Origin of the sequence: Citrobacter freundii ATCC 8090 = MTCC 1658 = NBRC 12681, from assembly GCF_011064845.1 — a bacterium.
Lineage (GTDB): Bacteria > Pseudomonadota > Gammaproteobacteria > Enterobacterales > Enterobacteriaceae > Citrobacter > Citrobacter freundii.
In genome coordinates, this window is sequence record NZ_CP049015.1 from 2,323,958 (window position 1) to 2,343,463 (window position 19,506).

Sequence of the window (19,506 nt, forward strand, 5' to 3'; positions counted from 1 at the left end):
CAAGAGTTGTTAAAAATATCAGTATCTTGCTAAAGCTTGTTATAAACCCGGGCTAAACGACCTGCGCCACTGATGTTAACCGGAGATTCATTCGCGCCAATAAAGGCCGATTCACCCGGTCGCAGAACCAGACGTTGCTCGCCTTTGCTCAGTACAGCTTCACCTTCTATGCAGAACAAAATGGCCGCACTTTGCTGGCTGATATCTGCGCCACTGGTAGTAAGCTCATGCAGGGAGAACGCAAAATCGTCAACCGGGATCGGGAAGTCCAGTTCGCCATCAGACTTAACCGGCGTGTTCAGTAACTGGTTTGCTGGCTTGGCGACAAACTGTACGTTGGCGACCAGTTCCGGGATATCAATATATTTTGGCGTCAGTCCGGCACGCAGCACGTTGTCCGAGTTAGCCATCACCTCAAGCGCCACACCTTGCAGGTAAGCATGCGGGGTTTCGGCAAATAAGAACATAGCTTCGCCTGGATTGAGTTTCACCACATTGAGCAGCAGCGGGGAGAAGAGCCCACTGTCGTTCGGGTAGACGTCGGCGATCAGACGGATGGTTTGCCAGGGTTCACCCTGCTGGCTGTTCAGCGCTGATTTCAGGATCGCCAACGCATGGGATTTCTCCTCAGCCTGCATATTCAGCAAGCTGGCGAAAAGATAGCTCAGACGTTCTGCACTCGGCTCTTCCAGGAAATGCGCAATAGCCGGATGTGCGGCGGAGACGGGTTGTAACAATGCAACAATGTCAGAGAACTCGCGGAATGCGTTCATCGCCAGGAAAGGCGTCAAAGCAAAAACCAGTTCCGGTTTGTGGTTAGGATCTTTGTAGTTGCGCTCAGCCGCATCCATCGGGATCCCTGCGGCGTTTTCTTTGGCAAATCCAATTTCAGAGTTGTGCTTGTTAGGATGAACCTGAATCGAAAGCGGTTGTGCAGCGCAGAGCACTTTAAACAGGAAGGGCAGCTCACCAAAACGCTGCGCAACGGCATCGCCCAGCAGGGCGGATTTATCGTGCTCGATAACGTCGCGCAGAGCAACCGTCTGGCCGTCAGCGCCCAGAACCTGCGAACTGCTTTTCGGATGCGCACCCATCCACAGCTCAGCCATCGGTTGCTGAGTGGGGTTGGCAATGCCATAGAGTTCCGTTAACGCCGTTTTACTTCCCCAGGCGTAGTTTTGCACTGAGTTGATGAGTTTTTGCATTATCAAGCCCTGTTTCAATGTTGAATTTTCTACGGCTATTAAACCAAGAAACCCTGAGGGAAGTAACCTGCACATGTAAAAAGTCGTACTTGTCTCAGTTTTTGTTAAAAAAATGTGTAGGATATGGAGACTCGCTTTTAATACCCTGAGTGATTCCGGTTGCAGAAAGCCCTTCCTTCTACAACCGGATCTGCGGCAGGGAAGCAGGGCAACGGAACATCTGCCCAGAGAATAACCAGACCGAGCAGTAAGTGAGAGCACAATGTCAAACAAACCCTTTCATTATCAGCATCCTTTCCCCCTCAAAAAGGATGATACCGAATACTATCTGCTGACCAGCGACTATGTCTCTGTTGCCGAATTTGAAGGGCAGGAGATTGTTAAAGTCGCGCCACAAGCTTTAACCCTGTTGGCTCGTCAGGCCTTTCATGATGCGTCGTTTATGCTGCGTCCCGCACATCAACAGCAGGTAGCCGATATTCTGCGCGACCCAGAGGCCAGCGAAAACGACAAGTATGTGGCCCTGCAATTTCTGCGTAACTCTGACATCGCGGCAAAAGGCATTTTGCCGACCTGTCAGGACACCGGAACCGCGATTATCGTGGGTAAAAAAGGTCAGCGTGTCTGGACCGGTGGTGGCGATGAGGAGGCGCTGGCTCGAGGCGTCTATAACACCTACATCGAAGACAACCTGCGCTATTCACAAAACGCAGCGCTGGATATGTATAAAGAGGTGAACACCGGCACCAACCTGCCAGCACAGATTGATTTGTATACCGTCGACGGCGATGAATACAAATTCCTGTGTATTGCCAAAGGTGGCGGTTCGGCGAACAAAACCTATCTGTACCAGGAAACCAAAGCGCTGCTCACGCCGGGCAAATTAAAAAATTACCTGGTTGAAAAGATGCGTACGCTGGGTACTGCGGCTTGTCCGCCGTATCACATTGCGTTTGTGATCGGCGGAACGTCAGCGGAAGCTACGCTGAAAACGGTGAAACTGGCTTCGGCTAAATACTACGATGAGCTGCCGACCGAAGGTAACGAACATGGGCAGGCATTCCGTGATGTGGAGCTGGAAAAAGAGCTGCTGATTGAAGCGCAGAATTTGGGGCTGGGCGCGCAGTTTGGCGGGAAGTACTTCGCGCATGATATCCGCGTGATCCGCCTGCCGCGTCACGGCGCGTCGTGTCCGGTTGGTATGGGCGTCTCTTGTTCTGCTGACCGTAATATCAAAGCCAAAATCAACCGTGAAGGTATCTGGATCGAAAAACTGGAACATAATCCAGGTAAGTACATTCCAGAAGAGTTGCGTCAGGCGGGAGAGGGCGAAGCGGTGCGCGTTGATCTCAATCGTCCGATGAAAGAGATCCTGGCCCAGCTGTCGCAGTATCCGGTCTCTACGCGTTTGTCACTCAACGGTACAATTATTGTTGGCCGTGATATTGCGCATGCGAAACTGAAAGAACGTCTGGATAACGGTGAAAGTTTGCCGCAGTATGTTAAAGATCACCCGATCTATTACGCCGGTCCGGCAAAAACGCCGGAAGGCTACGCCTCTGGTTCGCTTGGCCCAACCACGGCCGGACGTATGGACTCGTATGTTGACCAGCTTCAGGCCGCTGGTGGGAGCATGATTATGCTGGCGAAAGGCAACCGTAGCCAGCAGGTGACCGATGCTTGCCATAAACATGGCGGCTTCTATTTAGGCAGTATTGGCGGCCCTGCCGCGGTGCTGGCCCAGGGCAGTATCAAGAGTCTGGAGTGCGTGGAATACCCGGAACTCGGGATGGAAGCCATCTGGAAAATTGAAGTGGAAGATTTCCCGGCGTTTATCCTGGTGGATGACAAAGGCAATGATTTCTTCCAGCAAATTCAGACGTCGCAGTGCGCACGCTGCGTTAAGTAACGTCAACCGCCCTTCGGGGCGGTTTTTTTTACCGCACGAACCACCAAACGACAGTTTTATCCTCGTTAATACTCATAAGACCAACGCAAGTGGGCAATGTCGAAACATAACCTAATCAATTGTTAATGTAAGGAGCAGGTAATGGTAACGGTACGCCGCGAGAATGATTCAATGGGGGCGATTGATGTTCCTGCCGATAAGCTTTGGGGTGCGCAAACCCAACGTTCACTGGAGCATTTTCGTATCTCTACGGAGAAAATGCCGGTCTCGTTGATCCATGCGCTGGCGCTGACGAAACGCGCCGCAGCAAAGGTTAACCAGGATCTTGGGCTGCTGGCGGAGGATAAAGCCAGGGCTATTATGCAGGCTGCAGATGAGGTGTTGGCAGATAAACACCGCGATGAGTTCCCGCTGGCCATCTGGCAAACTGGGTCCGGCACGCAAAGCAATATGAACATGAACGAGGTGTTGGCAAACCGGGCCAGCGAGTTGCTGGGCGGCGTGCGGGGGATGGAGCGAAAAGTACATCCCAACGATGATGTCAATAAAAGCCAAAGCTCGAACGATGTCTTCCCGACTGCAATGCACGTTGCCGCACTGCTGGCGCTGCGTAAATCACTGATCCCTCAATTAAATGTGCTGACCAAAACGCTCAGTGATAAGTCCCACGCTTTCGCCGATATCGTTAAAATTGGTCGTACACATCTGCAAGATGCAACTCCACTTACGCTTGGCCAGGAGATTTCCGGCTGGGTAGCAATGCTAGAACATAACCTCAGACACATTGAAAACAGCTTACCGCACGTGGCAGAGCTGGCGTTGGGGGGAACCGCAGTAGGTACCGGACTGAACACTCATCCCGAATACGCCCGCCGGGTTGCGGATGAACTGCGGGTCATCACCTGTGCGCCGTTCGTTACCGCACCGAATAAATTTGAAGCGCTCGCCACCTGCGATGCCCTGGTTCATGCTCACGGCGCGCTAAAAGGACTGGCAGCGTCGCTGATGAAAATCGCCAACGATGTACGCTGGCTGGCATCCGGTCCCCGGTGTGGTATTGGCGAAATTTCAATTCCGGAAAACGAACCGGGCAGCTCGATCATGCCGGGCAAGGTCAATCCAACCCAGTGTGAAGCGCTGACTATGCTTTGCTGCCAGGTGATGGGCAACGATGTCGCCATCAACATGGGCGGGGCGTCAGGTAACTTTGAGCTCAACGTTTATCGACCAATGGTCATCCACAACTTCCTGCAATCGGTACGCCTGCTGGCGGACGGTATGGAAAGCTTCAATGAACATTGCGCGACGGGGATTGAGCCTAATCGTGAACGAATCGATCAACTGCTCAACGAGTCGCTAATGCTGGTGACCGCGCTCAATACCCATATCGGTTACGATAAAGCGGCTGAAATTGCCAAAAAAGCTCATAAAGAAGGGTTGACCTTAAAAGCCTCCGCTCTGGCGCTGGGATATCTAACCGAAGCGGAGTTCGACAGCTGGGTACGCCCGGAGCTGATGGTTGGCAGCATGCGGCCAGGCAGTTAATCCGCAACGTACAGGTGCAGCCGGGGAATAATCAATCTCAACGGCTGCGCCTGAGGTTTAAAACGATGCTGAACGTTTTCGGCATCATAATTCAGTAGCTCACCGATATCCGGTACGGTCATACCGTTGTCGTTATTAAGCAAAGCAATCAGCGGCGTCGGGCAGGCATATTGCACCTGTTTTTGCTCTCCTTTGTACCAGACACGGGCTATAGGCTGCACTTTTACCGGCCTTTTGATCTTCAGGCGGGCCTGCTGCGGTAAGGCGGCGATATCCTGATATTCGCGTTCAAGCTTCGCCTGCCATTCTTCACGTGTCCAGGGATGTACGCTGCGCGGTGACGTCAGGCTTTTTTCCAGTTGCTGCAGTACTTCATCGCGTTTCAGGTTTTTAATGATGTGCTTATTAGCCCAGCCAAATCGTAGGGTGGCAGGATCGCGGACTACGGTTAGCGTGCGATAGGCATTCAGAGTAATCAGCCCTGGCAGATGACGATGCACCCATTCGAAACGTGCTGCCGGCGCCAGCCCTGATTCCACTGTAACAATGCGCTCGAAGGTGGTTTTCAACTGGTTTATACGTTGGATTTGTTCTTCCAGAGTACATTGCGCCGCGTTATCAACCTGATAGCACAATACACCTGGTAGGCGGACGGCTGCTTTGCTGCTGCGGTTTTCGGACTGCTGCTGAATAAACAGGTGACGGTAATGGAGCAGTGCCAGCGCTTCAGCCTCTTTGCCTAAATGCTGCTTAACATTAATGCTCTGCAGAGGGGCATGCTCTGCCTCTTTAACCACTTCCGGTAACGAGAATACGCGCGCAATCAGCAGCGTCTGCTGCAACAGGTTTTCGTTCAAAAGTGCCAGTTCTTGTTCCATCTGGCGAAAGGTGCCGTTCAGGCGGTCAACAATATCGTAACGGGCCATAAGTTTACCATTTTAGTTACAACATACTTTTTTATAGCACAACCTCCACCGCCTGACCACCGAGCTGAAGAGGTCAGGCAGCTGAAATTTCGGGAATGTTATGCCAGACGGGCCAACGGAAAGTAAATCGGGCGCCGCCAAGTTCACTTTCATCACAGACGACCGTCCCCCCCATAGCCAAAGCAATTGAGTGGACGATGGCTAACCCAAGCCCACAACCCCCGGTTGCCCGGTCACGGCTGGGGTCAAGGCGTACAAACGGTTCAAAAACCTGTTCGCGAGCGTCTGGTGCAATACCGGGACCGTCGTCTTCCACTACCAGCGTGGCTTGATTGCCGTTCAGCAGCAGACTGGCTTGCACTGTAGACTGGCAATAGCGCAGGGCATTGTTCAGCAAATTATCCAGGACCCGCTCCATCAGGCGCATATCCAACGCGCCGTAGTCGCCAGTTTCGAGATGACGTAAGTGCACCGTACGGCCAGGATTCACGCTTTGCACATCCTCCAGATGGGTTGTCAACCAAACAGGCAGGTCAGGTACACTGAGCTTCAGTTCATTTTGCGGGCGATCCAGGCGGGCGTAGGTCAGTAACTCTTCGATCAACGCTTCCAGTTGGCCGATATCACGATTAAGCGCCTGAGATTCCTGCCCGGTGAGGTTATCACTCATTTCCAGCCGGTAACGTAAACGTACCAGCGGAGTACGAAGCTCATGGGCAATACCATCGATGAGCTGTTTTTTACTGGCGATCAGCGCATTGATATTGTCGGCCATTTGGTTAAACGCTACGCCCAGGCGCTCAAAGCTGGAACCGTTGTCAAAATGAAGGCGTTCACTCAGATGTCCTTCACCAAAACGTTGTGCGGCGGATTCGAGTCTTAGCATTTCTTGCCAGTGTGGACGCATCCAGATCAGTACCGGGAAGGCCAGTGAGATAGCAATAAACGCCATCAGCGCGATGTCCAGCAGGCGCATTTGATGAAGAAAATAAAGGTAAGGAACCGGGCCGACGGCCAACACATAATGGCTGCGAGGAATGCGTTGAATAAAGGTGTATTGATCGTCAAGAGCCACAATATCGCCTTCGCGCAAACGCTGCATGGTTGGGGCATCCAGTGTGTACTTATTCAGCGGTTCAACACGCAGGTCAAATGAGAGGTTTAAGTCCATCTCCTTCAGCGTCTTACCCCAATCGCGTGGCGGGATTTCGCGTAGTTCACTGCGCATCAGGTACAACGAGCTTTTCATCAAATCGTCGAGCGACTGTCTGCCTGCGCGTTCTGCGGTGAATTTGTATACCAGGCCGACCAACAGGGTCATCACCAAAAAGCAGACAAACAGCAGGAGGTAAAACTGCACAAACAGTTTCTTCATAAAAATCACCGAACGCTCAATAAGTTAGCGAGTTCTCGTGTCCCTCAGGGGAAAAGGGGCACAGCAGTATCCGCCGATGCGTCGGATCAGAAAGGTTATCTGATCACCATCTGGCGTGTTTATCCAGGCAGAGTACACTGTATAACTCTTTTCTGCATTCTTATGGCCCCTACGGGGGCGAAATGACCTTTCGCTTGATAACGCATTGCTTTGTACGCGGCAAGTTAATCAAAATCGGGATGGGGTTGTTCTGGCGTATGTTACGACCGCACCTAAAAGGTTACTTCGTTTCTCAACGTAGATTGTGTTGTTATATTCGTAGTTACCTTCGGGATAGCAAATTCTGATGTTAGTCCCGAGATCCGGATCGTCAACATCAGCCCCCGAACAGCTTTTAGAACTTCCTGTAGAGTAGGTGTATGGAGCGGTATAGGACGAGGGGACACCTGGAATGAACCAGGTTATCGCCATAACTGTGATCACTGAAAACAGCACCATGACAATGCTGATGCTACCAAATAATTTCAGATAAGTTTGGAAGGGACTTTTTTTCATTATCCCATTACCTACCAGAAATAAGGTAATTAAAAATGACACTGCCAGAGAAATAAGTATGAGGTATTTGGATGTGAGCGGGTAGAGAAAAGTCGCTCTGTATATCGTTACCTTCCACCAGTAAAAAAGAAAAATTGCGCCGAGAGATAATACGGTGACAAAAAACAAATATGGATATGAGTATTTTCTCATCCCTGCGACTCCAGAACAATTTTTCCATTTGGGTTTAATAAATTATCATTTGTTCAGAATAATGAAAACGGTTCTCTTGTTTGAATTGTTAGGTACGCCGCAGACCAGAGAATTTCCGCTATTTCTGGGGATGTAGGCATAATAATAAAAGGGGTATTCTCACCCGTGGCAGGGATGACTGACCTTGCGTATAATGCGTGACGAAACTTCCTGAAAAGTGCCGTGACTGAAAATATGAATCTCAATCGCTGTTGTTATTTGCTACTCATTTTTGCAGCGATCGGCTGCATTTTCACCGCTCACCCTCTTGTCATATGGTTTCTACTCGCCAACATACTGACGTTGCTGTTATACGGCGTGGACAAAATGGCGGCACGCAAGGACTGGCGTAGAGTGCCGGAATCCACATTGCTGGTGTTTGGCGTTGTGGGCGGATGGGGTGGCGCGATAGCGGGTCAACAAATCTTTCGCCATAAAACACAAAAGCAGCCTTTCAAAACCTACTTCATTATCAGTGTGATAGTGAGTATTTCTGTGATGGGCGTGGTTTATCAGTTCTATCCATTTTTACCTTCCTGAGTCTGGTTGGTGAATAAACTGCCGGTTTATCTGAGGCAGGAAATATACTTTTCACCTGAACGCCGCACAATTTCATCGGCATTTTGCGTAATATCTTTTCCTGCAAATGCGCCGTAAAGTTGCTTAAATTTCACTGTACTCAGTCTCTGGGTAATGTTGCTGACCGTTGCAGCTGGCAACGGTAGCATATTAGGGTAGCTCCACATAAAGGAGACGGCATGCGCACCTGGCGTAACCTGGACGATGTCGCCGGAAAGCACCACGCCTTCGTCACGCGCCCAGTGCAGGACGCAGCCTCCAGCAAAGTGTCCGCCGAGACGTATCACCGTGACGTCACGGGTTAACTCGATGGTATCGCCATCCCAGAATCTAATCCACGGGCTGTCGCGCATTACCCACCTTCTGTCGCTGGCATGAAGGTAAATCGGCGCGTTAAATTCTGCAGCCCAGTCCTGCATGGTGGTGTAGTAATGAGGATGCGATATCGCGATAGCCTTAAGCCCGCCAAGGGACGTTATTAGCGTTTTTGTGGCATCGTCGAGCGAGGCAATGCAGTCCCATAAAATATTGCCTTCAGAGGTACGCAGAATAAACGCGCGCTGATCAATTGCAAAATCAGGAACGGTGCGGATGCTGAGGAGAGTACTATCGTGTTGCTTCCACTTATTTGTATGCGATGCACACAGGGCGGTAAAATCGACCCATTCCTGTCCGCTCGCAGGGACATACTGGCGTTCATCCTGGCAGATATCGCACTGTTCCGGATGGGCGCCAGTTACCTCATAGGATGTTCCACAGGTTTTGCATAACGTGATCATCGTGTCCTCCTTATTTACCGAACACAGTCAGCATGGCACACAGATACACAAGGATGTGCCTGTTAGTGCTCTGCCCGATAAGTCAGTGATGAGGGAAGTGGGAGGTTGTAGCTCAACCAAAAGAAAACAGGAATAATGCCGACACGGATCCTTTTGGTTACCATTTTCCAGAGAAAAATGAGGATATTGTTTGGAAAGTCGCCTGTTCAACACCTGGCTCAACCGTTGGGGACTCACTCCAGATGGTGAACCGGTTGAAACACACACATCACAGCTTTTGCTTGTAGTGGTCATCAGGGACGGTCAGAAAGCCATACTTAAAATCACTGACGATGACAGTGAACGGATCGGTTATGAACTCATGGTCTGGTGGAACGGAAATGGCGCAGCGAAAGTACTTGCTCATGCAGCAGGGGCGATTCTGCTGGAACGTGCGACAGGGACAGGGTCTTTAGCGGACATGTCCTGGACTGGTAACGATGCGCAGGCTTGTCGCATTATTTGCCATGCTGCCAGTAGACTCCATTTCTCCCGGAATGCGTCTACGCCAGCGTTAACACCTCTGCACCATTGGTTTTGCGATCTGGCTCCTGCCGCGAAAAAGCATGGCGGTATCCTGACGCGTTGTGCAGCGGTGGCAAATGTACTGCTATCTTCACCCCATGATGAAGTCGTATTACACGGTGACCTACACCACGGCAATATTCTTGATTTCGGAACAAGAGGATGGCTGGCTATCGATCCCAAAGGGCTGCTAGGCGAGCGTGGCTTTGATTACGCCAATATTTTTACTAACCCTGATCTTGCCGAACCCACCAGACCTGTTGCCATTGAGCCGGAAACATTCACACAACGAGTCAACATTGTGTCTGAAATCGCAAGAATTGAACGGCAACGTTTGCTGATGTGGATTGTTGCCTGGTGTGGGTTGTCGTCCGTCTGGTTTCTGCAAGAGGGGACAGCGCAACGGTACCTCTGCGTATCGCGGAGCTAGCGATGGCGGAACTTGCTTCAGGTGATAATCAACTTTGATCTACGACACTGGGTTAGTAATTCTTAAGAGTTATCATTAGCCTGATCAACGTTATATTAATTAATCAGTGAGTGGTGGTGTGTTGTTTAGCTCAAATTTAATTGGCGGGAAACAATGAACGCATTGTTTTCATTATTTAAAAAACGCCCGAATATTCTTTTGTTGATGGTCTTACTCATCGGGGCAAACATCGTGGCGTGGCTGTGGGCTTTCACCGCGTTTAGTAACAACACGTCATTGCTTGCACTGAGTCTGATTGCGTGGTGCTACGGTTTGCGCCATGCTGTCGATGCCGATCATATCGCCGCGATAGACAGCGCTACACGTAAACTCATGCAGCAGAAAAAACGCGCCCTGACGACGGGAGCCTGGTTTTCTTTGGGGCACTCCACCATTGTGGTACTGGCAAGCATTGGCATTGCACTGACCACCAGCGTGTTTAAGCAACATATGGCATGGTTTCAGAATGTCGGCGGTCTGATAGGAACTACGGTTTCTGCCGTGTTTTTGCTGATTCTGGCTACCATTAATCTCATTATTTTCTGCCAGGTCTGGAAGGCATTCCGCCATCTTAAACGCACCGGTACTTACGATGGCACCACGGAAGACATTACAGTTTCAGGTCCTCTGAACTGGCTTTTCCGCTCAGCGTTTCGGTTGGTAGGCAAAGACTGGCATATGTATTTTGTCGGTTTTCTTTTTGGTCTGGGTTTTGATACCGCCACTGAAATTTCTTTGCTGGGAATTTCTGCTTCAAGCGCGTCCAGTGGCATGTCGGTTTGGTCAATTCTCGTGTTCCCGGCGCTGTTTACCTGCGGTATGGCGTTAATTGATTGTCTCGACAGTATTCTGATGGTTGAGGCCTACGGATGGGCGTTCAATAAGCCGCAACGCAAGCTCTATTACAATATGACCATTACCGGGACTTCCGTGATTGTAGCGCTATTTATTGGCGGACTGGAGGCGCTGGGGCTTCTCTCTGACGCGTTTTCGCTCCAGGGTGGTTTGTGGGATACCGTCAGCAATTTAAGTGACCATATGGGGAATGTCGGTTTTGCGATTATTGGCGTCTTTATCGGCTGCTGGATTATCTCTGCCGTAAATTACCGTTGGAAAAAATACGACGGGCTGACGTTTAGTTGACACAAAAGAAAGCCTTCCAGCAACAGGAAGGCTTTGATCTTTTTAGGGCTGACTAATTCGCGTTCACGGGTTGTGGTTTTTCAGCACTCTTTTTCAGGAGCCTGTTAGCCAGCACGCCAGACATCATCGAACCGTTCACGTTTAATGCCGTTCTGGCCATATCGACGACAGGCTCGATAGCAATGAAAATCCCCACCAGCGCGACCGGGAAGTTCAGTGTTGAAAGGACGATCAGCGCAGCAAATGTTCCGCCACCGCCTACACCCGCCACCCCAATAGAACCCAGCGCAATCGCAGGTAGCATAGCGAGCAAAAAATGTACTGATAGCGGATCAATCCCAATTGTTGGAGCAATCATCGCCACCATAATAGCCGGATAGATCCCGGCACAGCCATTTTGACCCATGCTGGAGCCGAATGAAGCCGCAATATTGGCAATGGTGTTTTGCACGCCAAATTTTTCTTGTGCGGAAATAGCTAGTGGAATAGATGCTGCACTGCTGCGTGAAACAAATGCAAAGGTTAAAACTGGCCAGACAGTTTTAAAATAGTGAACGGGATTATTACCGCTCAGAACCAGTATCAGTGCGTGGACGATAAACATCATCAGAATCGCAAGGTAACAGGCAGCAATAAAGCCTAACAGACTGGCAAATTGTTCAAATCGATACGCGGAAAATACGCCAGCCATTAATGCCATCACACCATAAGGGGTGAGAGCAATAACGATACGCACCATTTTCATCACCCAAATCTGGATAGCGTTAATGCCAGCACTTAATTTTTCACCTTCTTGCGGGGCGTCCTGTTTGACCTTTAATAATGCCACGCCGGCAAGTAGGGTGAAGATAACAATGCCAATGACGGAAACGCTTCTTGCCCCTGTTAGATCGAGGAAGATATTCGTGGGGATCAGAGATGTAACCAGTTTAGGCAGTGAAATGGCGGCTGTTTTATTTACATCGTCTGCCGTCAGCGTGGACTGCATATGAACAAACGCACTGGCGTCCAGGCCTAATACATGCGCAGTCAACAGCCCAATAAAACCGGCAACCATTACCAGACAGAGCATGCATCCGACGATGGTTAACGACATTTTCCCAATGCCAGCGCTGTTCTCGAGCTTATTAATGGCTGAGAGAATAGAGATGAAAATCAGCGGTACCGCAACCAGCTTCAGTAAATTTACATAGCCGTTGCCGATAACATTGTACCAGTCGATAACTGTTTTTCTTTCGTCAGCAGCAATGAGATGCAGGGATAAACCGATAACGGCACCCGTAAAAATAGCGATGAAGACGCTTTTTGAAAGAGAGTGACTTTTTTGGTTGATTCTGAAAATTGCCCATGAACAAACCAAAAAGAACGCGATATACGCGAGCGAAACGAACATATTGTAGCCTCTTGCCTCATTCAGCACCTGAAATGCCGGAAAGAGTTTTGTTAGTGCGAAAAAAAATGATGAACCATAAGGGTTCAGGACCGCGACGGATTATAGGGAGGGGGGAGGGTAACAGCCACACAAAAAGTGTGGAACGGCGTCGGATGGTGTTTGTATGCCTGTTCTGTAGACGATTTTAAGTGACAGTGTAACGTATTGTGAATAATCCAGCCGATCAATGAGATCGGCCCGATGGCATTACTTCTGTGGCTCGTCGTCCCAGGCGTGAGGTGCAAAGAGATAACCTTTGTTGCGCACTGTTTTGATTCGATAAGGTTCAGTCGCATTATCGAGCAGTTTTTTGCGTAACCGGGAAATCGCGACATCTACGCTGCGATCCATGCCGTCATAGCTTACGCCACGTAGGTTCTTAAGTAACGCATCGCGGTCCATAATCTGCCCGGCATGGGTTGCCAACTCCCACAGTAATTCAAAATCAGCGGTGGAAAGAGAAACTTGCTCGCCGCCGAGCAGCACGGAGCGGTTGGTTGGGTCGATAGTGAGTGTGCCGAAGCGCAGCGTTGTGTGCGGTGTGATGGTCGCCGATTGAATGCCTTTAGACTGGGTTGAGTGCTCATTCTGACGCAGGTGCAGACGCAGGCGAGCCAGCAGCACCGCTGGCGGCGTGGTTTTCAGAATATAGTCACAGGCGCCCATTTCCAGTGCCAGGATATGGTTCATGTCGCTATCCAGCGAGGTGAGCAGGACAATCGGGCCTTGCCAGCGTCCGCGTAAATCTCGGCAGATAGTCATCCCGTCTTTGCCCGGCAGCATGATATCTAATAACACCAGATCGGGTTGAACGTGCAGGATTTTCTCCTCGGCCAAATCACCACGAGGTTCAAGGATAACCTCAATATCATGCCGGGCCAAATAGGCTGCAATCAGTGAGCCAACTTCGGGATCATCTTCAACAAATACGATGGTGTTCATATCATTAATTTTTGAATATAAAACGCCAACATACACCGCCCTGGTTTTTCCTTCCATTAATCTTTTCTAAACAAGAACGCTTCCGTTATGCTAGGGGCTGATGTTATTGATGTGTTAAGGCAGAGTGATGGGACTCGTTATAAAAGCGGCGCTCGGTGCGCTGGTGGTGGTGTTGATTGGCTTGCTGGCGAAAACAAAGAATTACTACATTGCCGGATTAATTCCGTTATTCCCGACGTTTGCGTTGATTGCCCACTATATCGTGGCCAGTGAACGCGGGATCGAGGCCTTACGTACAACCATCATATTCAGCATGTGGTCGATTATTCCCTATTTTGTCTACCTCGTTTCACTGTGGTATTTCACCGGATTTATGCGCTTACCCGTTGCGCTCGGCGGATCAGTGGTGTGCTGGGGCCTGAGCGCGTGGTTGCTGATCTTTTGTTGGATCAAACTGCACTAACGCAGATGACGCCCACCATCAAGGGCAAAACTACGTCCGGTGACAAAACAGCTGGTTAACAGATAGTCAATTAAATCAATGACCTCTTTTTCACCTGGCGCGGTTTTCATCAGTGATTTGTTCAGTGCCTGCTGGCGATACTCTGCATCATCACCCTCGTTAAACAGGATAAGTGAAGGGGCAATCGCGTTCACTTTCACTTCCGGTGCCAGTTTGCGCGCGAACGAGCGGGTCATATTATCCAGCGCCGCTTTGCTGGCAGCATAAGCAATGTGCTTGTCGCTGCCGCGTTCCACAACATAATCAGTAAAATGGATTATATCGCTGGCCGCGTGTCCATGACCGCGTAGCAATCCTTCCAGTGCGTGGTTGAGCAGGTAGGGCGTATTGACATGAATCTGCATCATGGCTGACAGCACATCGGTCAGCGGTGTACCAGGCTTTTCTGCAAGCCAGGCACTGGCATTATGCACAATAGCGCGCAAGCCATCCGTCTGAGCTTTGACCTCATCAGCAAAGGCCAGCACGCCTTCATCCGTGGAAAAGTCAGCAGGGATACAAATCGCGCCCGCTTCTCGCAGGCCATCAATGGCAGGATAGTGCGTACGGTAGCTGACGATAACTGGCTGTTTTTGGTTCAGAAAGTGCCATGCGACGGCGAGGCCGATACGACGACCACCTCCGGTGATAAGAATTGGCAAAGGGTTTTTTTTACCCATCGTAATCTCCATATGTCGCGAACGATGGGTATAACGTTACCCCATCAGCATCCAGGTAGCCGGCACAGCAGCAACAAGCAGCAGGCCGATCAGCGCCATCTCCTGGCGTTTTAATACGTTTTCATGCGCGTGCGTTTTACGGGCATAAAGGAAAACCAGCAGTCCTGGCGCATACAGCACTACGGACAGCAGCAGGTGCATCGGACCTGACGCATACAATAACCATATGCCATAAATACTCGCCCCGATACCGACAGCCTTATGAATCGGACGGGTAGCAATTTTTAACAGAAATGCGCCGACCAGCAAATAGGGCACCAGAATCATCTCTGAGGCGATAGTCAATAACGTATTGTAGTCGGAACCAGTAAGCCAGATCAGCACCAGGCAGAGCTGTACGCAGATGTTGGTCAGCCATAGCGACGCCGATGGCGCGCCTTGCGCGTTCTGTCGCGCAAAAATGCGCGGAAACGCTTTGTGCGTGGAGGCGAGGAACGGCACTTCCGCCGCCATAATCGTCCAGCTTAGATAGGCACCACACACGGAAACAATCAGACCTGCGGCAATAATAATTTCGCCCCATGATCCCATCATTTTAACCATCAGACCGGCCATTGACGGGTTACGGATCTCCGCCAGTTCGGGACGTGCGACAACGCCCAGAGACAGCAGGGTGACCAGCAGGTAAACGCCCAGTGCGGCAAGTACCGCCAGCAGCGTGGCGCGTCCGACATCGCGTTTGTTTCTGGCACGGGCAGAAACCACCACCGCGCCTTCCACACCGATGAATACCCACAAGGTGATGAGCATGGTGTTTTTGACCTGCTCCCAGACGGGAACGCCCAATGCTACGCCGGTAAAATCGAGAGTAAAGGTGTCGAGCTTAAACAGCATGAACGCCAGCACGATAAACAGACCCAGCGGCAGTAATTTCGCCAGCGTCGCGACCAGGTTAATACTGGCTGCCGTTTGCACACCACGCAGCACAAGGAAGTGTACGATCCACAGCAGCATCGATGCGCCCACAATCGACTGCCAGGTATTACCGTCGCCAAACAGACGTAACTCAGGCGTGTCGGTAAAGAAGCTGAGTGCAGAGAAGACAATGACCAGATACGAAACGTTAGCGATAACGGCACACAGCCAGTATCCCCACGCGGAGCAGAAGCCAATCAGCTCGCCAAAACCTTCACGCGCATAGGTAAAAATACCGCCATCCAGTTCAGGACGGATACGCGTCAGGATCAGCATGGCAAAGGCGAGCAAAAGAATACCCGCACCGGTAATCGCCCAACCAATCAGTAATGCAGCCGGGCTGGCTACTGCCGCCATATTTTGTGGCAGGCTGAAAACGCCAGCGCCGAGCATTGAGCTTAAAACCAGCGCGGTCAGTGCGCTCAGACCCAATTTCTTTTCCATTTGTATCCAGTTACAAAAACGAGAGTGAGAGAATAATTATTTTGGCAAACCGCATAAAAATGGTGAAAGCCACTAAGGCGCGGGATTTTACGGAGAGAAGAGAATGCATGCAATGGGGATAGAAAGATTTGTGACTAATAGTGTGAAAAGTTGTCTTAATACTGCTGTTTTTGTTTTGTCTGGGAGCAGAACTGCGCGAAATTATCAGGTCTACAAGGACTGTAGACCTGATAATACATTGGGTATTACTTATACAGATCGGCGCTGATTGTCACGTTGTTACCACGTTCTGACCACTGGCGGGTGATGTGATAATACTTCGCGCCTTTTTTCGCTGCGCGTTTTGCTACCTGATAAGAAACTTCCGTCATGTTGCCGTAGTTACCGGTGAACTTGATGCTGTCGAACGGTACCATCATGGCGGCGGTCGCTTTGTTTAGTTCTTCAACTTTGGTTCCATCCGGTAGCGTGACAGTGTAACGTCCGCCTTTGGTGGATTGCGTTTCGAAGAAGCGACCGACTTCAGCACTCGGAGAAGCGGTAGTTGCAACGCCTGGGATCTCAACTTTCTTCGCGGCTTCGCCACCTGCTGCTAATGCGGCGCGTCCGGCATCAGAATCTGCTGGGATCGCATCAGGGCTTTGCACTACGCGTTTTTTCGCATCAGCTTTGTAGATGAATGCGGTAATACGCTGGTTGCCGCCCTGGTTGGCATCGACCTGGCGCACGATATAGAAGGAATATGCACCTTTCTCTCTCGCAGCTTTGGTGATTGCATCGTTTACTTCAGGCTGGCTACGGTAGAAACCCTGTACCGTAACGGTATCGTAAGGTTCAATCAGAACGGCCTGATCTTTAGGCAATTCCATAACGCCGTTAATGATACGGTTTTTTGACGCTTCCGCTTTTTCAGCGTCAGCTTTATAGACGTCGGCAACAACGCGCCAGTTACCGCCGCTGCCAAAATCTGAAGTATCAACAACATAAAAGGAGGCTGCACCGTCTTTATCTGCACGGCGTGATACGGCAGCAACTGCATCACCGATAGCATTAAAACGACCGGTGACCACAATGCGGTCATAGGGTTTCAGGGCAGCCGCTTGCTCCGGCGTCAATTCTGTCGCTGCATTGACAGAAAAAGCAGTCGCAGAAATAAGTGCGGACGCCAGGAGAGTGTTCTTAAGCTTCATAAAAATAATCCTTCGCCTTGCGCAAACCAGGTACTGGTATTGTTATTGACTAGAAACGTCGCTGATTATTGCATTTAAATTGCGTCAGTGTCTGCGTCATTTTTCACTCATCGTGCCACCTGGCTTAACAACATCGATAACATTTTGTGATATGCCGAAAAATTCGGCGTTTGGTGACCAAAACTGATAAAGCAGTTGAATTTCATAAGTTAATTTAATGTTAATTAATTGTTTTTTGCAGATACGTAATCATGTTTTGCCGCTTCGCTTAAGCGAATTATCAGCCTTTGTGGGCTATTTTTAGGGCATTTTATCTGTCTGAGGTTCGATTCATCTCTATTTTGCGAATTTCATAATAAATACTGTTTTTTGGCGCTAGATCACAGGCGTCATTTTCAGTAGGTTATACAGAGTTTGTTACTGTTTTATTTTATTGAGGTAACACTGACCTCTCTCGAGAGTGCGCGCATGCCTCGTGCGAACATTGATAAACCATCATCATAATTACAGATGGAAGGGAACATTATGCGAATTGGCATACCAAGAGAACGGTTAACCAATGAAACCCGCGTTGCAGCCACGCCGAAGACGGTTGAGCAGCTGCTTAAGTTAGGTTTCAGCGTCGTGGTTGAAAGCGGTGCAGGTCAACTGGCGAGTTTTGACGATAAGGCGTTTGTACAAGCAGGCGCAGAAATTGTTGATGGAAATGCAGTCTGGCAGTCAGAGATCATCCTGAAGGTCAATGCGCCGGAGGAGGCGGAAATTCCGTTACTCAATCCGGGCACGACGCTGGTGAGTTTTCTTTGGCCCGCGCAAAACCCTGAACTGTTGCAAAAGCTTGCAGAGCGAAACGTGACAGTTATGGCGATGGACTCCGTGCCGCGTATTTCGCGCGCACAGTCGCTGGATGCTTTGAGCTCAATGGCGAACATCGCCGGGTATCGCGCTATTGTTGAAGCTGCACATGAATTCGGTCGCTTCTTCACCGGCCAGATCACCGCCGCAGGCAAGGTTCCACCTGCCAAGGTCATGGTGATTGGTGCGGGTGTAGCAGGTCTTGCGGCGATCGGTGCGGCAAACAGCCTGGGCGCTATCGTGCGTGCTTTTGATACCCGTCCGGAAGTGAAGGAACAAGTGCAGAGTATGGGCGCCGAGTTCCTTGAACTGGACTTTAAAGAAGAAGCGGGCAGCGGTGATGGCTATGCCAAAGTGATGTCCGAGGCGTTCATCAAAGCCGAAATGGAACTTTTCGCTGCACAGGCGAAAGACGTCGACATTATTGTTACCACTGCGCTGATCCCGGGCAAACCGGCCCCGAAACTGATTACCCGTGAAATGGTCGATTCGATGAAAGCGGGCAGCGTAATTGTCGATCTTGCCGCGCAAAACGGCGGTAACTGCGAATATACCGTGCCTAATCAGGTGACAACCACCGAGAACGGGGTGAAGGTTATCGGCTATACCGACCTGCCTGGCCGTTTGCCAACGCAATCTTCCCAGCTTTACGGCACCAACCTCGTCAACCTGCTCAAACTGTTGTGCAAAGAGAAAGACGGCAATATCACCGTCGATTTTGACGACGTGGTTGTTCGCGGTGTCACGGTGGTTCGCGAGGGTGAAATCACCTGGCCTGCGCCACCTATCCAGGTTTCTGCTCAGCCGCAGGCTGCGCCAAAAGCCGCACCTGCACCAAAAGAAGAGAAAAAACCTGTCTCTCCGTGGCGCAAATATGCACTGATGGCGCTGGTGGTGATTTTGTTTGGCTGGCTCGCCGACGTTGCGCCGAAAGAGTTCCTTGGTCACTTTACGGTGTTCGCGCTTTCCTGCGTGGTGGGTTACTACGTGGTCTGGAATGTGTCACATGCGTTGCATACTCCGCTGATGTCTGTGACTAACGCTATCTCAGGGATTATCGTGGTTGGGGCGTTATTGCAAATTGGCCAGGGTGGCTGGGTGAGTTTCCTGAGCTTTATCGCGGTGCTTATTGCCAGCATTAATATTTTCGGTGGCTTCACCGTGACTCAGCGCATGCTGAAAATGTTCCGGAAAAACTAAGGGGTA

General features: G+C 50.4%; 16 protein-coding genes and 1 pseudogene. 7 read left to right on the forward strand and 10 right to left on the reverse strand.

Features of this window, described 5'->3' with window-relative positions; all coding sequences use genetic code 11:
• Window positions 1–29: 29 nt before the first annotated feature.
• A complete protein-coding gene (manA, locus tag G4551_RS11185; RefSeq protein WP_003836406.1) occupies window positions 30–1,205 on the reverse strand; it encodes a mannose-6-phosphate isomerase in 1,176 nt (391 codons plus the stop codon).
• 262 nt (window positions 1,206–1,467) lie between these two features.
• Here manA and fumB point away from each other — a divergent pair, with 262 nt between their 5' ends.
• The gene (gene fumB, locus G4551_RS11190) at window positions 1,468–3,114 is read left to right on the forward strand and encodes a class I fumarate hydratase (RefSeq protein ID WP_003028969.1); all 1,647 of its coding nucleotides are present in this window, start codon (window positions 1,468–1,470) and stop codon (window positions 3,112–3,114) included.
• Between the two features lie 141 nt (window positions 3,115–3,255).
• The gene (gene fumC / locus G4551_RS11195; protein WP_003028966.1) at window positions 3,256–4,659 is read left to right on the forward strand and encodes a class II fumarate hydratase; all 1,404 of its coding nucleotides are present in this window, start codon (window positions 3,256–3,258) and stop codon (window positions 4,657–4,659) included.
• Here the strand turns inward: fumC and tus are convergent.
• From tus to G4551_RS23990, 3 genes are all read right to left on the reverse strand, one after another.
• Complete coding sequence (gene tus / locus G4551_RS11200) at window positions 4,656–5,585, reverse strand: DNA replication terminus site-binding protein (RefSeq protein WP_003836402.1); 930 nt, start codon at window positions 5,583–5,585, stop codon at window positions 4,656–4,658. The two genes, fumC and tus, sit on opposite strands and share 4 nt — an antisense overlap.
• Before the next feature lie 73 nt (window positions 5,586–5,658).
• Entirely contained in the window at window positions 5,659–6,960 is a 1,302-nt protein-coding gene (gene rstB / locus G4551_RS11205; RefSeq protein ID WP_003028962.1) for a two-component system sensor histidine kinase RstB, read from the reverse strand.
• 228 nt (window positions 6,961–7,188) lie between these two features.
• A complete protein-coding gene (locus G4551_RS23990; RefSeq protein WP_003836400.1) occupies window positions 7,189–7,707 on the reverse strand; it encodes a hypothetical protein in 519 nt (172 codons plus the stop codon).
• Between the two features lie 234 nt (window positions 7,708–7,941).
• Here G4551_RS23990 and G4551_RS11215 point away from each other — a divergent pair, with 234 nt between their 5' ends.
• Window positions 7,942–8,286: a DUF1294 domain-containing protein gene (locus G4551_RS11215; protein WP_003836397.1), complete on the forward strand. Its 345-nt coding sequence runs from the start codon at window positions 7,942–7,944 to the stop codon at window positions 8,284–8,286.
• Between the two features lie 26 nt (window positions 8,287–8,312).
• Here the strand turns inward: G4551_RS11215 and G4551_RS11220 are convergent, their stop codons facing one another.
• Window positions 8,313–9,104 carry an MBL fold metallo-hydrolase gene (locus tag G4551_RS11220; RefSeq protein WP_003028958.1) on the reverse strand — a complete coding sequence of 264 codons (792 nt, stop codon included), beginning with the start codon at window positions 9,102–9,104 and terminating at the stop codon, window positions 8,313–8,315.
• A gap of 190 nt (window positions 9,105–9,294) precedes the next feature.
• Here G4551_RS11220 and G4551_RS11225 point away from each other — a divergent pair.
• Window positions 9,295–10,136, forward strand: a pseudogene (locus G4551_RS11225) (aminoglycoside phosphotransferase family protein).
• A gap of 115 nt (window positions 10,137–10,251) precedes the next feature.
• Complete coding sequence (locus G4551_RS11230; RefSeq protein ID WP_003836393.1) at window positions 10,252–11,280, forward strand: HoxN/HupN/NixA family nickel/cobalt transporter; 1,029 nt, start codon at window positions 10,252–10,254, stop codon at window positions 11,278–11,280.
• Between the two features lie 52 nt (window positions 11,281–11,332).
• On the opposite strand, the gene G4551_RS11235 is transcribed toward G4551_RS11230, so the two are convergent.
• Both G4551_RS11235 and rstA read right to left on the reverse strand, forming a co-directional pair.
• Window positions 11,333–12,673, reverse strand: coding sequence for an L-cystine transporter (locus G4551_RS11235; RefSeq protein ID WP_003836391.1), 1,341 nt, complete (start codon window positions 12,671–12,673; stop codon window positions 11,333–11,335).
• 246 nt (window positions 12,674–12,919) lie between these two features.
• A complete protein-coding gene (rstA, locus tag G4551_RS11240; protein WP_170926231.1) occupies window positions 12,920–13,663 on the reverse strand; it encodes a two-component system response regulator RstA in 744 nt (247 codons plus the stop codon).
• Between the two features lie 118 nt (window positions 13,664–13,781).
• Here rstA and G4551_RS11245 point away from each other — a divergent pair, with 118 nt between their 5' ends.
• Window positions 13,782–14,117 carry a GlpM family protein gene (locus tag G4551_RS11245; RefSeq protein WP_003028950.1) on the forward strand — a complete coding sequence of 112 codons (336 nt, stop codon included), beginning with the start codon at window positions 13,782–13,784 and terminating at the stop codon, window positions 14,115–14,117.
• On the opposite strand, the gene folM is transcribed toward G4551_RS11245, so the two are convergent.
• The 3 genes from folM to ydgH all read right to left on the reverse strand — a co-directional run bounded on the left by folM (window position 14,114) and on the right by ydgH (window position 17,445).
• Window positions 14,114–14,836, reverse strand: a complete 723-nt coding sequence (gene folM / locus G4551_RS11250) for a dihydromonapterin reductase (RefSeq protein ID WP_016150208.1) — start codon at window positions 14,834–14,836, stop codon at window positions 14,114–14,116. The two genes, G4551_RS11245 and folM, sit on opposite strands and share 4 nt — an antisense overlap.
• 36 nt (window positions 14,837–14,872) lie before the next feature.
• A complete protein-coding gene (locus G4551_RS11255; protein ID WP_003836385.1) occupies window positions 14,873–16,255 on the reverse strand; it encodes an amino acid permease in 1,383 nt (460 codons plus the stop codon).
• 245 nt (window positions 16,256–16,500) lie between these two features.
• Window positions 16,501–17,445 carry a DUF1471 family protein YdgH gene (gene ydgH, locus G4551_RS11260; RefSeq protein ID WP_003028946.1) on the reverse strand — a complete coding sequence of 315 codons (945 nt, stop codon included), beginning with the start codon at window positions 17,443–17,445 and terminating at the stop codon, window positions 16,501–16,503.
• 525 nt (window positions 17,446–17,970) lie between these two features.
• Between ydgH and pntA the strand changes: the two genes are divergently transcribed.
• Window positions 17,971–19,500: a Re/Si-specific NAD(P)(+) transhydrogenase subunit alpha gene (gene pntA / locus G4551_RS11265; protein WP_003836382.1), complete on the forward strand. Its 1,530-nt coding sequence runs from the start codon at window positions 17,971–17,973 to the stop codon at window positions 19,498–19,500.
• The last annotated feature ends 6 nt before the right edge of the window (window positions 19,501–19,506 follow it).